At 41.3% G+C, this 15,529-nt stretch carries 8 protein-coding genes; 3 read left to right on the top strand and 5 right to left on the bottom strand.

Going from position 1 to position 15,529, the window contains the following annotated elements; genetic code table 11:
* The first annotated feature begins 816 nt into the window (after positions 1-816).
* Positions 817-1,908, top strand: coding sequence for a hypothetical protein (locus ACYTPF_RS02360; protein ID WP_461851071.1), 1,092 nt, complete (start codon positions 817-819; stop codon positions 1,906-1,908).
* A gap of 13 nt (positions 1,909-1,921) precedes the next feature.
* On the top strand, positions 1,922-2,968 hold the full coding sequence (locus tag ACYTPF_RS02355; RefSeq protein ID WP_461851070.1) for a hypothetical protein: 1,047 nt from the start codon (positions 1,922-1,924) through the stop codon (positions 2,966-2,968).
* Positions 2,969-3,331: 363 nt separating this feature from the next.
* Here the strand turns inward: ACYTPF_RS02355 and ACYTPF_RS02350 are convergent, their stop codons facing one another.
* The 3 genes from ACYTPF_RS02350 to ACYTPF_RS02340 are packed head-to-tail and all read right to left on the bottom strand — an operon-like array spanning position 3,332 to position 9,559.
* A complete protein-coding gene (locus tag ACYTPF_RS02350; protein WP_461851069.1) occupies positions 3,332-6,481 on the bottom strand; it encodes a tyrosine-type recombinase/integrase in 3,150 nt (1,049 codons plus the stop codon).
* A 4-nt stretch (positions 6,482-6,485) separates the two neighbouring features.
* Positions 6,486-8,972, bottom strand: a complete 2,487-nt coding sequence (locus tag ACYTPF_RS02345) for a hypothetical protein (protein ID WP_461851068.1) — start codon at positions 8,970-8,972, stop codon at positions 6,486-6,488.
* A 5-nt stretch (positions 8,973-8,977) separates the two neighbouring features.
* Positions 8,978-9,559 carry a hypothetical protein gene (locus tag ACYTPF_RS02340; protein WP_461851067.1) on the bottom strand — a complete coding sequence of 194 codons (582 nt, stop codon included), beginning with the start codon at positions 9,557-9,559 and terminating at the stop codon, positions 8,978-8,980.
* A gap of 674 nt (positions 9,560-10,233) precedes the next feature.
* On the opposite strand from ACYTPF_RS02340, the gene ACYTPF_RS02335 reads away from it, so the two are divergent.
* Positions 10,234-11,961: a sensor domain-containing protein gene (locus ACYTPF_RS02335; protein WP_461851066.1), complete on the top strand. Its 1,728-nt coding sequence runs from the start codon at positions 10,234-10,236 to the stop codon at positions 11,959-11,961.
* 110 nt (positions 11,962-12,071) lie between these two features.
* Here the strand turns inward: ACYTPF_RS02335 and ACYTPF_RS02330 are convergent, their stop codons facing one another.
* Positions 12,072-14,006: an EAL domain-containing protein gene (locus ACYTPF_RS02330; RefSeq protein WP_461851065.1), complete on the bottom strand. Its 1,935-nt coding sequence runs from the start codon at positions 14,004-14,006 to the stop codon at positions 12,072-12,074.
* A 210-nt stretch (positions 14,007-14,216) separates the two neighbouring features.
* Positions 14,217-15,284, bottom strand: a complete 1,068-nt coding sequence (locus tag ACYTPF_RS02325) for an MBL fold metallo-hydrolase (protein ID WP_461851064.1) — start codon at positions 15,282-15,284, stop codon at positions 14,217-14,219.
* Positions 15,285-15,529: the final 245 nt, after the last annotated feature.

The following is a 15,529-nucleotide window of genomic DNA, read 5'->3' as shown; positions in this document are numbered from 1 at the left end:
AAGTAGGGCACTGAGTTCACGAGTAATGTTTAAACACTTATTTTTATTCGAGAGTGTTTGTGCTCAATGCAAAAGCTGAGGAATAACAGTTACAGGGGGAAATAAAAAAGGAGTCAAATTAATATCCTTATTAATTATGATTTTTGCATACAGTAAAATTTTGAACAGGTCAGATGTTATGATATGTGTGCCGATTTGGCAATAAAGAGCCCGATTACGGCGACATATATTTTAGTGTAAGTTGCGAAGAAAGCTCGCCCGCTTGTATTGTAGAGCTTTTCGTGAATGTGCCGCCTTAGCTTCGAGTTTAAAAGTTATTACTTAACGTTGGTCAAAGCCATCGACTTTATAAGCTTTTATATCCTGAATTTATAATTATACATTTTGAATATAAAACTCGCGGATCGCTTTATTTTCAAAGTGCTAGCCACATTGATTTTAATTACCCCTCTAGCAATACTTGCATTGACTGTGCTCGCGAAGTGCTCATGCCTTGCTGAAAGTCCCTGCGTTTTTGTTCATCATTAATGGTGCAAATTCACCAAAGAAAACAATAGTTTTAGTAAGCAACTATACGCTCTATTTCGTCTTGATAGGGCTGGTTCTTTCCGAACATAATCATTGACGCCGTAATTTTTAGGTTTGTAGCTTTCTTTGTGGCTTCGTTCGAACTCTACGGCCAACAGCCGTAATAATATAAGCCAGTTTGTCAGTGTTAGCATTAATGAGTCCGCATTTGAGAATTGAAAATTAATTGGATGTTTTTTGTGCAATCAGCTAATTTAATATAAGGATTACATTAAACAAGGATTAGTTATGCCTCCTGCTACGCCAAAACCCATCGTACTATTAATCCATGGCATGGGAACACATCACCAAGAAGAGAACGCCCAAGAGGGTTTAACATCGACTCAAAAAGAGGTCTGCGACGGCGTAAATGAAACGGCCGCACACTTTGGTTTCGAGGATTACAAGTTTCAGGAAAAAGTCGAACTCCATGAATTTAATTATTCTAAGTCTCTTGAAGAAATATTGCTAAGAGATGCAGAAAATGCTCAAGCACTCATTGACCATATCACCCTGTTGCAGGGCAGGGGACTAGTCCAAGATGTCGCCGCTAAGCTTGTGGAGGAGTTCTCAGAGGCTGATTCTGGTAAATTTTTCTACACGCACTGGATGGATGTCATTTATTACGGGCTAATGTTCTGGGGGGAGATGATACGCAACGAGCTTGCGGCCAAAATAAATGAACTATACATACAAGCCAACCGAACAGGGCAAACCGTAAATGTTATTGCTCATAGCTTAGGTACAGCTGTTCTCCACGATACTCTGGTGAAGTTGTATCGCAAAGATGCTGATATTAGAGCGAAAGCCCCTGAATTAGACGTGGACACATTTAAGTTTGACGCCATCATTCAAATTGCCAACGTCAGCCGTTTAGTAAATGTTCTTAATGGTATTGGCGACCCACATACGTCTGTAGTTAACTCTGGCCCTCATAAGTGCTCCAAACGCTTTTTTAACTTTTTCAATGAATTCGACCCCTTCACTTGGTTCAAGCGATGGGATGCGCCTATCGATACAGGCTATTCAGGTAGGATCACGACAGTTCGGAATATTAATACCCATGACTTGACCGAATATGCAGCTGCGCCGACTGTTTGTTACGCCATAATGAGAAATATTGTCGGTGAATCAATCAGTAATACCACCTATCGATTAGGTGAGCAGGCCCACTATGATGATGAGCGCAACCTTAAAAAGCCACTAGAAACCATCGAGAATGAGTTTAATAAAGTTCGAAACAGCCAAGACACTAACGAACAAGGTCTAGCACTAATTCGACTTTTCCGAGCTGTTCAGGACGCAATAGAAACTGCTAAGCGGTTACGTGAAGAATTTTAAAAAAGGACTAGTTATGAAATGGAATATACTGCTTTTATTAATGACCTTCAGTGCTGGAGTTTTCGCTGACGGTGACGACCTCACCACTATCAGTTGTGAACCAAATGACATAACTTTAAACAGCACTAGCTTTGAAGAATTGCAAAAGGATGCGTTAGAGCTCGCTACAGAGCTCTGCTTACATTCGCTGCACATTACCGATGAAGATATAGGTAATGTAAAAGCAGAATTAAAAATGTTCACCGACAAAGCTAGAAAAGCCTACATTGAAGCATTTCCAGAGACATCATTTCCAGGGATAAAGAAAATTGTCGGACAATGGCATGATCAAACGAATCGTTTTGACGAGAATACCGACTTTACCAGCCTCATAAATATAATTGATAGTTACGAACCTGGGAACGATCGACTTAAATTCCAACTACCTCCTTTCCACGAGCATGACTTAGATTTCGCCCTTGACGACACACTAGAGAGCGTATGTGCAAAGGTAGAAGGAGCTGAGAGTTGTCGTGGTGCTGCTGAACAATTTAGGTTCGCTCTTTCTCCTGCTTTTTACTCTTATCGGAACGTCTTATTGGAAACTAACCAAGAAAAGCATAATGGGTTGGTTAAAAGCTGGAACTCGTTTATGGATGAAAGTCGGTACCAGTGGCCTTGGGAGGTATGGGCGACTACCCAATATTACAGTAATGAATTTCATGGTCCTTCATTGGTGGCGCCGCCTAAACTCCAAATTATTCTTCTCCATCCAACACTGGTTGTTGAAAGAATTGACAATTTAGAACGCGGTTCACGAGATTCGGTAGCAATCGCTTTAGAATGGGCCGGTTTGAATTGGTGGGAGAAGGGTATAGGGTTCTCTCTAACCTCTCTTTATTGGGATAGAGAAGAGGCGGACTCTATAGGACATGGTTTGACGCTTCATATTAAATCTAAATACTCAATCGGCTTCGTACATCGCGGAAATGGTAATAACGGCGTTTTTTTTAATGTAGACCTTACTGAGTGGTTCACAGACAAGAAAGAGAAATACAAAAAATATCAAAAATATTTTTAAGTTTGGTTATTTATATACTTAGCTTGGGTTTCAAGAATTGGATCAAATTTAAAAAACAGTATTTCTTGAATTCGAATTTTGGATTGTCTGTTCACTGCCTGTAACTCCCGCTTAAATCTGTCAACCGTGGTGGCAGTTTAGTATCTTGGAGCCTCGAGATTTTAATGGCGCGAATTAGCTAACAGTGATAGCTAGTTTAAAAGATACACCCTGCCATTACTTTGGATTCTATAAAAGGTTAGCTACATACTCATATTATGGATGTGAATTTAAAGCCCTTAAAACGTGACGTTATCCATTTAACTTACTTCTAGCGAGCACCATTCACACGATAAGTGCTGAAAGTCCCTGCGTTTTTATTCATCATTCATGGTGCAAATTCACCCAAGTAAACAATAGTCTTAGAAAGCAAACATAAGCTCTACTTCGTCTTGATAGAGGTGGAGTACTTGGTTCAGACTTATCAGCTACTAAAGGGCTTTCAAGCAAATGTACACTAACGGTGCCATGCTTTTCATAACTGAGAAAACGGCCTTCGTCACTTGTTATTGTTTTAACGCTGGGGACGTGTTTAATATTTTGCGCGTAGTTGTGAGGTACTATCACTTCTATCATAAGTTCAGGAAAAAGTTTCATAACGACATTTTGTATCCAAAAACGAAGGTCCGCTCGATACTCTTGCCTTTTACTGCTATCAAATTGCGAAGGAGAGGGGAAATACCATCGAAGGCGCAACTGTTCTTCTGTAAAACCGAGTAGTTTTAAGAGTACCAGCAGAGAAAGTATGGCTTCACAATCATATGAGCGGATCAGAAAGTCTTTCGCTTTAACGAGGTTTTTCTCTAAGTTCTTGATTCTATGTAAGTCGACACGGTTCTCGATTTCATCAAATGTGCCGAGGGCATCGAGTTGTTCGGCTAGTTCGCTTGTTATTTCATGCTGACGGGCCGTCATGTTTTTGTATAGGGCATGTATACGGCTGCTGTTGCTCGGTTGATTGTGAACTCGTTCATTAGATACTGGTTCTAACTCAATGATTTCTGCAACTTGTTGTCGGGTGATAGGCAACACTCGGGCAATTTCTTCTGGAGAATGGCTCTCAGAGTGCATCTCAAAGCATGTGCGTATCATCGAGAGTGTAATTTCGCTCGTTTCTTCTTTTTTAACGAGCTTGCTCTCAAGCCACTGCGTTATATTTTTTTCCTGTTGCTTCTCGCCTATTACTTTATGCGTTATCTGTTTGGGAAGCGCCGTTAAAAGGTGAGCTTTGGATGCAGGGTAATTGTCTATTCTACCGTAGTCATCTATCGAGATATTTTGCCCCCAAAACTTACGAAGTAAACGAGGGGAGGGACCGTGGTTTGCAAATTTTAGGCGGTGTAAAAATTCGCTGGTATGTATGTAAGACGCCATGGTGACTGCGGGCGAACTGTGACCAAGAAGAATAGATACCGCCCACATTTTCTTCCGCGAATACTCTACCAGTGCCAAGCGCTTCATTATTCTTTGCCTATTGGAAACGTCGAAATAGTCGTGACGAGTAAACGGGTAAAAGTTTGCCTGACGTTTCTCTGGTAGTGAAATTAGCAAGTATAGCCAGTTGGCAAATGAATGGCGGCAATGATGAAAGCGTATTGTGGGTTCGGCTGTGATTAATTTCATCGCCTCGGTAGCAAGTAAAAATGCTTCATTTAAGCGCGCTTCATCGTTAAATATTTTGGACTTCTTTTTCTTAAACTTGGTTTTTGAGGTGCGTAAATACTGCTTAAGCTTTACAAGCTCCTCTTCTGGCCAAAGCACATCCAGCGGAATATTTCTGGCGCTTTGAGGCGATTTTAGTTCACGGTATTTGTTTGGCCTTACGTGTAAATTAATATAGTCATCACCCATTGAGTTTAAATCCGCGTATTGCAAACCAGCAATTTCACCTCGTCGTAAACCGCTGTAAAAGCTAAGGCAAAAGCATAACTGTGCCAAGTGCGAGGCTTTGTTATCTAGCCGGTTAAGCGTACTAATGACGGACTTCGCTTCGTGTTGCGTAAGAATGTTGGCATTTACACTGCCACGGGAAGAAGAGATATCAAGGTCAGACAAACACAGGTCGGGTACTAAATCGTTCATTACAACAAAGTCAGCAAAGTACAATATATAGTCTCGGTTTTTTGAGTCTATATTCTCTGCTGCCAAGTTTAGTTTTTCAGCCCATGTAAGCCCATCCAATTTGTCAGCTTTGCAATCAACAAACTCTTGAAGCACAGGTGCTGCCACACTATTTATGTACTTTTTTATCGTTCTTGGCCTTAAACGTTTTTTTCGCATGCCTCCGTGAGCTAGTAAGTGATAAAGCCAAGACAATAAAAGCCAACAAAAGGGCGTTGCCTTTGCATTTTCTCTTTCTTGAAGCCACAGCCTAAGACGTTCTTTTACCTTCGTATAATTTCGGGCGCTTTCTTGTCGAGCCAGTATTTTTACTTGGTCGGAAAACCGCTTGACGATTTCGACTTGCTCTAAAGTGGTTAGCCCGTCCTTATTGTTCCTTGCTTCTGTAGTCTCGGTCTTATCGTTTCTAAGGCTAGATAGCCAAAGTCCACGTTGGTTTTGGGTTATAGATGCTATTTGGTGAGCCGTTGACGCATGGATTACGCTCATGCCCGTCATGATCCTATACAGTGTTTTACTAGACAGAGATGACGACGGCATTAATCGCTTTTGTTGGGCATAATTAGAGGCGCTAGTTTTAAATATATATTCGGTGCGAAGCATAGCGCGCAATGTACCTATTTGAACGCGAGTGGATGAAGGAATGATGCGTTCAGCAATCAGGGTATTGTTTATTTCCGTAAGGCAATTTTTTGGTTTGCCAACATAGCTGTTCCAAAACGCCCGCAAAAGCAGTTCTGCAGTCGAAGATAGCCATATTCTTTCCTTCCCCTGATAAAACCAATGTCGAGATAGGGTTTTGACATTATTGGGCTGATATACAATAGCCGTTAACGCGGCGGTACTATCAATACCTTCTTTAAGAAATAACCACAGAAGGAGAAAGCCAGTCTGTGTTTCCGGTGAGCCTAAATAGCTTAGCTGTTTTGCTTCTCTTTCTAGTAGGTCATATAACTCTGTTTGCAGCCTTGATGTTAAGAAGTCATCAGGTTTAAGAAGTGGAGCGTCCTGCTTTATTTGATAGTTTCGTTCTATTTGAACCGATTTAATACCAAAACTCTGTTGTGCCATTCTTAACAGTAAATGAAGCAGCATGAGCTGAAAATTGTGTAGCTGAAAGTCCTTGCTTAGTTTTTTTATTACGGCAGACACACTGTTTGAAGCAATCTTTTCATTGTTTAACGTAACAAGCTGTTGGGTAAGGGTTAGGACCTTATCAATATTATTATTAATTTCGTTCGATGCGAGCTGTAGGTTTTCAGCAATAACTAAATAAGCGCCAGACTCTTCTAACGCTTTAGTTCTGTATTGGCTCAGGAAGTCAGGTGTAAAAATGGCTTTTATTGCTGTCAAACGATTACGCCCTTTTCCGCGTGAGCAGTGAAGGGATATCACGCCAACCAAGTTCATCCATCATGCTATTTAATGTCGGGAGCAGTGCTTGAATTGCCTCCGCATGATTTAATTCTGAAAATTTTTCTAACGCCGTCTCACCTGTCATCCAATGCCCAAGTTGAAACTTTATAAGCTCTTGGTGAATGTTGCTCTTTTGTAGGTAACGGCGCATATAGTGTCGGCCGAAGTTTAGGGGAAATGGAAAATACGTGTTCAAAAATGTGGGTGAGCTGTTTTGTACTACTTTTTTGATATGACTGGCATGCTCGTCACTTTCGGTAAAAAATAAAAACATACCGTCAGTACCGCTAGAATTCTTAATCGCCAAGAATTGCTCTAGCCGCTCAGTTTTTGAAGTGAGCTTGAGGTGCTGTAAGTGAGATGAATGGGTGAAATATTGTTGCGCAAAGTAAGAGAAATTCACGGCTATTAAATTAGCAAACGCTTCGATATGTGCTTGGTAATGCAAAATCTGTGATTTTAATATGTCGGGGCAGGCAACAACCCTTGTATGATTGAAAAGTGTTTTGGAGTCCTTGTCAGATATACAAATACTTTGATATCGCAAAAGCGCTAAGTCTAGGCTTGGTAAGGGGTTATATACGGCGCGATAGCCTGTGCCGCTCTTGAGCATGATAATGGTATAAAGCGTGTAGGCATTGTGATAATTCACGAGCCCTTCCAAAGTAGATGACACCGCAAAAGGTTTATTTGAAAGGAGTATTGAAGCCTTTTCACTTATCCATGTTGATAGCGCATCGGCTTTTGGTGTAAACGCAGAGCCAACACCTCGTTCCATTTTTAATTCGCTGCTAATAGTTGGCGTTAAAGAATCACTATTTTCAGCTTGTTGATGAGCAGCCCCAGTGAATAATGCATTCCATAGCGCGTGAAGTTCATCATTTATTTCGGTTTCTGTGTAGTAGGCATAGTGCTTTGCCGAACGACTTTGATAGCGTGTTTTTTCTGCGAGTATGTCGATTAAAACAGGGTCGTAACTTTCATGTGCTGAAACCCAATTTATTAAATGGTGCTCAACCCTGGTAAGACTTATTTGAATACTGAATTTTCGATTCAGATCTTTCAAATAGCGTTGGATTGCATCCTGCCATTCGACAGGTTTCTTTTGTTGTATGGGCTCAATAAACGTATCAGAAAAGTAGGGTGATACGTGCGTAACTAAGTGTTCGGGCAGCGTGATAGAAATAACGCTCGAAACAGGCAGCAATAATTCATTATTGACAGGGGACAACGTTGTAGGTTCTGGTGCAACATTCAATAAAATATCATTACCATCAAAATGAAAGCCGACTTCTTTTGGTGTCGACGCTTGTTTGATGCTGAGGACCGATTGTAAGTCTCGCGCTGTTATTAACATTATCAGTAATACCGCTCTGATTAGCTTTTTATCGATTCCCCCGATAGCGCCGGTTGACGTGTTTGTTAATGAACGCATTAAGAGTTTTAGTTCATGAGGTTGCAGAATAGTACGGCTGGTAGGAAGTAGGTTGTGACAGCGTCTAATGTCTATATTAACTTTCTTTGTATTGAACCAGTGAAGAGCACTATCTTTTACAACTGATGTTGATGCCTGCTCATATGGCTGGAGTAGTGGAGGAGGCGACGACGATTTGATGATCGTAACGTCGGGTAAATCCTCGCTTTTTGTTACACCCGCTTCTTCGTAAATACGTGGTAGCTTTTGCGTATTTAACGATGGCGTCATTAAGTCATCGGAACCCGTTATTCGCTCGTATCTTTTTCTTGAGTAGTGACCACGTATTTGTTTGGCTGTTTTTCTGGCATGGCTTCCTCTTGTAACCCAGTCTAACCTGTAAAAATGTTCAAGTTGATAGAGGTAGCCCAACTGAGCTCGAGGTAGATAATTATCGTCATCGTCACTCTTTAAACGCTCCCTCATGGCAAAAATGTTATTTACAGTTCTATCGAGACTGCTCTCCCGGAAGCATTCATCTCTGGTTGACTCATCGGTATATAACATCCTGAACGCACGGACTGACTCTTCAGCTCTATTTTGGCCGACAATTTTAGTTTCGTTGTTTAAGTAGTGCTCTAGAAATAGAAGAAGCGCTGCTGCAGCGTGGGAGGTTCTATTATCACTGAAAATAAATAGCAGAGAGTAAATTGGTCGTTCACTCTTCCATCCCCGACCGTGCGACTCTTTCCAAAATGCTGAAGAGTTTTTATGTTGATAAGAGTGAATGATTAATAATGAAGCCTTAAATGAATGATGGTCTATGCCAAACAAAGTCGTCACGCGAGAAGGGTAAATAGAGAATAGATATTCGACAGTGGCTATCGCTTTGCGCAACCCTCTTATATCGGACGGGCAATCAATCATTTCAAGCAACTTCGCCATTGTGTTCAATTGCTCTTCATCAATGAGATTAAAAATATCAGAAAGTGTTTGTTCAGATAAATCTGCCATGTTCTTTATTGACGCCTAAACAGTTCAGTTTTGCTAATTGATAAATGGCTCGCTAATTTTTCTGCGGTATCTATATGTGGGAATAGTGCGCTCCACTCAGCAGATTGAAACAGACTTTTTTTGCCTTCGTCTTTAGAAAACCATGCTCGAAGATAAAATCCGATTTTCTTAGCATCGCTAATAAAACACTTTGATAGTAAGTCGTTGGTGAGTGAAAAAAGGGCGATAGCTTTCTTAACTGACTCGTTAGGTTTCTTTTCTAGAATAAACACAGGGATCTTGGCATCTTCTTTTAACCGAAGTTTAGCTTGAGCGTGGTGCAATGAGGCGAGTGTAAAGGTACCAGTTAGCGCGCGATAATTTTTTCTGAAGCGGTAACAAATTATAGGTGATTGCAACGCGAGCAGATTATAAAGCGTTGCATCTTTGTCGTGACTGTCGGATGTCGTTCGTATACCTGCAACAGGATTGGCTGAAGCGAAAAGCGAATGGATGACGTCATCAAAAACGATTTCAGAAATTAAAATTTTTCTGAACTCTAAGCCTTCCAAAACTTTTTCGTTGAACTTCTCCAATTCAGTGTCCATTCCGTGGTCCTCATTTGTGTCAAATTTGCGCGACTTTTGCGTAATCTTTGAGTAATTTTGTGATCAAAGTTGAGCCGATTTTGTGACAATTCTGCGTCACTTTTGCACCGAACATGTATACTTTCTAGCGACTTATATGCGCTATATTGAGTACTTTTCGACGTTTTTTCTGCGACCTAAATGCCATGAGATGAGTTCTCTTTGAGCGCATATAGCCGGTATTCGAGTGCCAAAGTTCTCTTTATATAACGAAAGTTTGATTATTTTTTATGCGTTTTAAGTACTTTTAGATTGTGGCTAATTTGTGACCAAATTCAAGTGAAATGTAGGCTAAATAGATTGGGGTAAAGGTCTTTTAGTTGATTTTGTTGGGAATTATGTGATAGGAAGATGTTGCACCCTTGTGATTCATGTCTTGACATGGTAGAGGTCCCCTGTTCGAATCAGGGTAGACGCACCATTTATTTCTCCATCACAAAGATTACAACCTTTGTCGTATCCTACTTGTGCTATTGACACGGTATGGTGTATTGGCAGTTACAGTATTCATTTATTTTCTGTGTTCGTTATTGCGTCTTATAAGACCATCTAACTATTGGTTTTAGACTACACTGAAATAGTGCTGAAAATTTTTTTCGAACGCTGAGTACTTAAAAAGTAGTTACGGGAGTACGATGAGCTTGCAGAGATACGAAGAGCCCTTGTTGTTTGGACAACATGGTGCTGCTGAGAGGCGGTTCCTTGAGCTCATTAGTGCCCTACCAAAAGTATCTGTGCAAGGGTACGACAAGTACCGAAATGTAATCTACTGGAATAAATCAAGCGAAGATATCTATGGCTACAGCGAAACCGAGGCGCTGGGTAAAAAGCTTGAAGACCTCATTATCCCTAACTTTATGCGCGATGACGTTATTAAATTTCATCAGCGCTGGATAGAGTTTAACGAGCCTATTCCTTCCGATGAATTGGTATTAAAGAAAAAGGGCGGTCGGCCCATTCACGTTTTTTCTTCTCACGTAATGTTAAAGCAGGGCACTGACTCGCCAGAGATGTATTGTGTTGATATTGACTTAACTGAACAGCACGAGATACGCCAAGAACTTGAGCGAATGGCATGCACTGACTTACTTACAAATTTACCCAACAGACGCGCATTAGAACAATGTTTAACCTCTGTTATTGACGATGCACGGTCATCTAACACAGGTTTTGGGCTGTTTTTTATCGACCTAGATATGTTCAAAGAGGTTAACGATACCTTGGGGCATTCCTGGGGTGATGAATTGCTAAAGTCAGTGGCCAAACGCTTGTCAGGCTGCATTGATAACGCTAATGGCGTACTGGCGCGATTTGGCGGCGACGAGTTTGTTTACTTGGCTAATAACGTAAGTTGCGAAAATAGGTGTGAGGAAATCGCGAAAACCCTGTCCGCGTGTTTTCGGGAGAGTTTTGCGCTAAGTACTGAAAACGTCCATATTACCTCTAGCATTGGCATCAGCCTGTACCCCCGTGATGGCGATGTGATTGACGACATTTTAAAACACGCAGACGCAGCTATGTACCAGGCGAAGGCTGAAGGCCGCAACAGATATCATTTTTTTACAGATGCGCTAAGCCAGCGTCTTCGCGAGCAAAGAAATGTAGCTGCTAATTTAAGAGAATCGCTGCACAATGATGAATTTGAGCTTGTATATCAACCTCAGGTCGACTGCAAAACAGGTGGGTTTACTTCATGTGAAGCGCTGCTTAGATGGTGTCCTGTAGATAAAACCAAAGCTGTACCTCCTGATGTCTTTATACCTATCGCTGAGCGCGGTGAGCTTATAGGCGATATAGGAACCTGGGTGCTTAAAAAAGCGTGCCAACAGGCGAAAGAATGGAAGCAAAAAGGCATCGAAATTCGTATCGATATTAACGTTTCAGGCAAAGAGCTAGAAAAAAGCTCTTATTTTAAATGCCTTACTGCTTGTCGCGACGAATACAACTTGCAGCCTAAAGATATTGGTTTAGAGCTTACTGAAAACGTACTAATTAAATCAGACAGTACCATTTTAGAAGATTTACAAGCACAGCGGGATTTAGGCGTAGAAATCTCAATTGACGATTTTGGGACTGGCTATTCCTCACTAAGTTATTTGAAGCATTTTCCGGTTACACATTTAAAAATTGATCGTTCTTTTCTAGAGGGCGCACCGGAAAATGAGTATGACAGCGCATTAATGGAAGCCATTGTAAATGTAGGACATAAACTAAATTTGAAGATCGTTGTGGAAGGGGTGGAAACAGAAAGCCAGTCTGACTACTGTAAATCACTAAACGTTGAATTTGTACAAGGCTATCTGTACTCGAGGCCGGTAAGCGCTGACACCATTGAAAGCTTATATTCAGGTCAAAGCTGGTAGGTCTAAAAAACGTTTAAGGCGCTCACTATTATGTCTTAACCTTTTCACATGCATCCGCGCACGACTTAAAGCGCGGTAATCATCTATGAGTATTAATAACAACCGGCGTATTAATACACATTCCACAGAGCAGGTTTAGCAAAATAATAACCTTGCTGATGGTCAACGCCAAGCTTATTCAAAGCCACGGATTCAGCTTCGTTTTCTACCATTTCTGCTATTACTTTTATGTTCAAGCCTTTAGCTATGCTTACAAGACTTGAAATAAATAGCTGGTTGTCTTTATTTGTATGAATGCCTTGGGTCAACCTACCAGAGAGCTTTACAAACTGCGGTTGTATTGCCCTTAGGCCAGAAAGTGAAGCAAAATTATCACCAAAGCGCTCAATGGTAATTCCACAGCCTATGTTAATTAACTGGCGGCAAAGCGATTCTGTAACCTCTCTATACTGAATTAAGGCGGCATCTTCTACTTCAAAATTCAGTCTATGGCTTAAGGGCTTACGCTTAGCGATTTCCTTTACTAACCAGTCTCTAAACTCGGCATTCGCAATTGAGGCTATGCTTAAATTTACAGCGACATGTTGAGAAGTTACTTCTAACTTTTTCAGTACGATAGTAGTGACAAGCTTGTCCACCTGTGGAATAAGATCTAATCGCTCTGAGGCTGGAATCAGCTGCCCCATAGGGATTACGTCATTTGTATCCTTATCCTTAAAACGTCCTGATGCTTCGTAATAAGCGGGAACGTTTTGGTCTGTGTTCATTACGGGCTGGATCATAATATCGGCGTACTGTTGAGACACAATGTAGTTCAATCGCTCACGCCACTGAGTATTACTGTGTACTTTTGATATCTCTGATGCCAACTGCCAGCCGTTTTGGGTTTTCATTGCAGTAATGAGAGCGCTATCCACACTTTCCATAATTTGCGGCATTGTCATTGTACCGACAAATCGAGTGATCCCCATGTATGTCGCTTTGGTTCCATCTCGAAGCGGCGATGCGCTTGCACATTGCTTTGCAAGATTAGTAAGCATAAGTTCTCGGGCCGCGCTTTCCATAGCTTCGCTGATTAGTGCGAAATCACCGCCCGACAATCGAAACACAAAGCGGATATTGTGGTTGTTCTTGGTTTCTTCTACCAAAATATTTGCCACCGCTTTTATGTAATTATCGCCCGGAACCATACCCATTTTCGTATTTATACTGCCTAAGTGAGCTAGTCTGACAATGATAAGCTCTTTCTCTTGAGCAGAAGCATTTTCATTTAGAAGAGCGCGCATATGACGCTCAAAAGCACCTCTATTGGCTAGCATTGTGAGCGAGTCTTTACTGGCTTCTTTTTTAAATAGTTCTGCTTGACGCTTTAGCTCATCAAATTTAGTAGATAATGTGCCTGCAAGTGAGTTAGCCGCTTCGGTTAATGGCTTAAAATCTTCACTCGACGCTGTTATTTCAGGCGATGTAAAGTTATGGCTGCCAATCTCATTGAGCTTTTTAACGGTGTCATCAACGGGGCGCTTTATGCGTCGGTTAGCGAGTACAACGAAAAGTGAAAGAAGCACTGCAAGAGCGAGAAACGCAGCAATATTTTTAACTAGTCCGGTGATAAACCCAGTAGCAAGCGTACTCTTACTTGCCGTAAGTACGAGGTTATTCTCACTATTGTATAAAGCGATGCGCTTCACAAAAGCAGGGCTTGGGTCAACGAATGAATACCACGGTGGCACGGTGTTTTCGCTTGCGGCCTTTGCGCTCAACGCTTCTTTACCGTCTGAGTCAACAACTGATGCAGCAGATACGTAGGGCTGTGCCACGGCACTTTCTAGTAACGTTTCTAGTGCTAGACGCTCAGCTTGAGGGGAAAGAGGAACCTGTTGAGTAACACCCTTTTTATATACCAACGCACTTTTTTCAGCCTGCAGCGTTACCGCCTCAGACGTGTTTGATTGTAGCTCACGTAATTCAGCGACGGACAATGCAGTAAATGCTAAAAACAAAAGGGTTACAATACCCAAATTAGTTTGGCTAGATAGCTTCATTACTAGCAGTTATCTCCTTCAACTGAAAAATTGATTTTCGCTATAGCGGTCGCGCAGCTTCTCTGTGCGCTTAGACTTTAATCGCACAGCATTGTATCTAATTGTAGCTTACTCAAGGGATGAGTGCGAATTATACAATGTAACCATAAATGTACAGTAAAACAAAATGTTAAGCGAGTAGTAATAAAGCCTTCTCTTTGTCTATATGTTTTATCTGTTTTCCATCCACCAGGTCTTATTCGGGGCTTCACCAGCACGCTTTATAGGCACTATTTCGCCAAAGATAGGAATGCTGGTAGGGACACCTTTTGCACCAGCAAGATCTGTGATTTTTATTAAGGGTTCGTTCCAGTTATGTAGTGCTAAATCAAAAGTACTGTTATGCACTGGCATCATAACACTGGCTTGAACATCAATATGCGCTTGCAGGCTCTCTTCAGGCAGCATGTGAATGTCAGACCATAATTCGTTATAAGCACCCGTTTCAATCATCGACAAATCAAACGGGCCATACTTATCACCAATCGCTTTAAAGCCCTCAAAATAGCCCGAGTCGCCGCTGTAAAAAATGCTTGTAGTTGAAGATTTGATAACCCAGCTAGCCCAAAGGGTTTCATCTCTATCAAATAATCCTCGCCCAGAGAAATGCTGAGAAGGGGTTGCAACAATTTCAAGATTGCCAATTTCAGTGTTTTGCCACCAATCTAACTCTACAATCTTGTCTGCATTTACTCCCCAGTTGCGTAGATGATTACCTACTTTTAACGGCGTGATAAATACGCCAACCTTGCTTTGAAGTATTTCAATACTGCTCTTATCTAAATGATCGTAATGATCATGACTAATTATCACTGCATCGATGTCAGGTAAGTCTTGAAGTGATATTGGTGCATCGTGAAACCGCTTGGGTCCTATCCATTGCACAGGAGACGCTCGTTCACTAAATACCGGATCGATTAATATAAAACGCTCGGCAAGTTTCAATAGGGTAGTAGAGTGGCCCAGCTTTATCACGCTATCTTCTGCAACTGCGTCAAGCATTTGAGGTGTCAGTGCCGAGACGGGTATGTCAAACGTTGGCGTTGCTGCATCTCTGTTGTCACGAAAATACGCTTTGGTCACTTTCCACATGTCTCGCCACGTCGTTTTATATTCAATATGGGTATTCGCAAATTTTTCAGATTGTGATGCGCTTGCAGCAAGGCTGTTTGAAGAACCACAGAAAGATGTCATAAATAAAGCTCCAACAAGAAAGCGTGTGCGATTAGATGCGGGCATGCTCTCACCTTAAATTAAAAGTATACTGCACAGTGTAGTTTACCCATAATAAACAACTTATTGGAAAAGTAAACTGAATAGTGTAGTTTTTATGAGAGGGAAAAGTTGTAGGCTTTGAAAAAATAAAGCCAGCATCAGAAGCTATCTCGACACTGGCTGTTAGCGTTATTTTATCTACATTGTAAGATCGTAGCTGCAGTTGCGATTAGCACTACAAAAAAGCGTACAACTAACTAAATTAGTTG

This window comes from Alteromonas sp. HB246098, from assembly GCF_054890645.1.
This window is presented reverse-complemented; position numbering and strand designations above follow the sequence as displayed.

Bases quoted from the DNA above. Each gene is read 5' to 3' on its own strand.
- ACYTPF_RS02360 (WP_461851071.1), top strand. From the start codon at position 817: ATGCCTCCTGCTACGCCAAAACCCATCGTACTATTAATCCATGGCATG.
- ACYTPF_RS02355 (WP_461851070.1), top strand. From the start codon at position 1,922: ATGAAATGGAATATACTGCTTTTATTAATGACCTTCAGTGCTGGAGTT.
- ACYTPF_RS02345 (WP_461851068.1), bottom strand. From the start codon at position 8,972: ATGGCAGATTTATCTGAACAAACACTTTCTGATATTTTTAATCTCATT.
- ACYTPF_RS02340 (WP_461851067.1), bottom strand. From the start codon at position 9,559: ATGGACACTGAATTGGAGAAGTTCAACGAAAAAGTTTTGGAAGGCTTA.
- ACYTPF_RS02335 (WP_461851066.1), top strand. From the start codon at position 10,234: ATGAGCTTGCAGAGATACGAAGAGCCCTTGTTGTTTGGACAACATGGT.
- ACYTPF_RS02330 (WP_461851065.1), bottom strand. From the start codon at position 14,006: ATGAAGCTATCTAGCCAAACTAATTTGGGTATTGTAACCCTTTTGTTT.
- ACYTPF_RS02325 (WP_461851064.1), bottom strand. From the start codon at position 15,284: ATGCCCGCATCTAATCGCACACGCTTTCTTGTTGGAGCTTTATTTATG.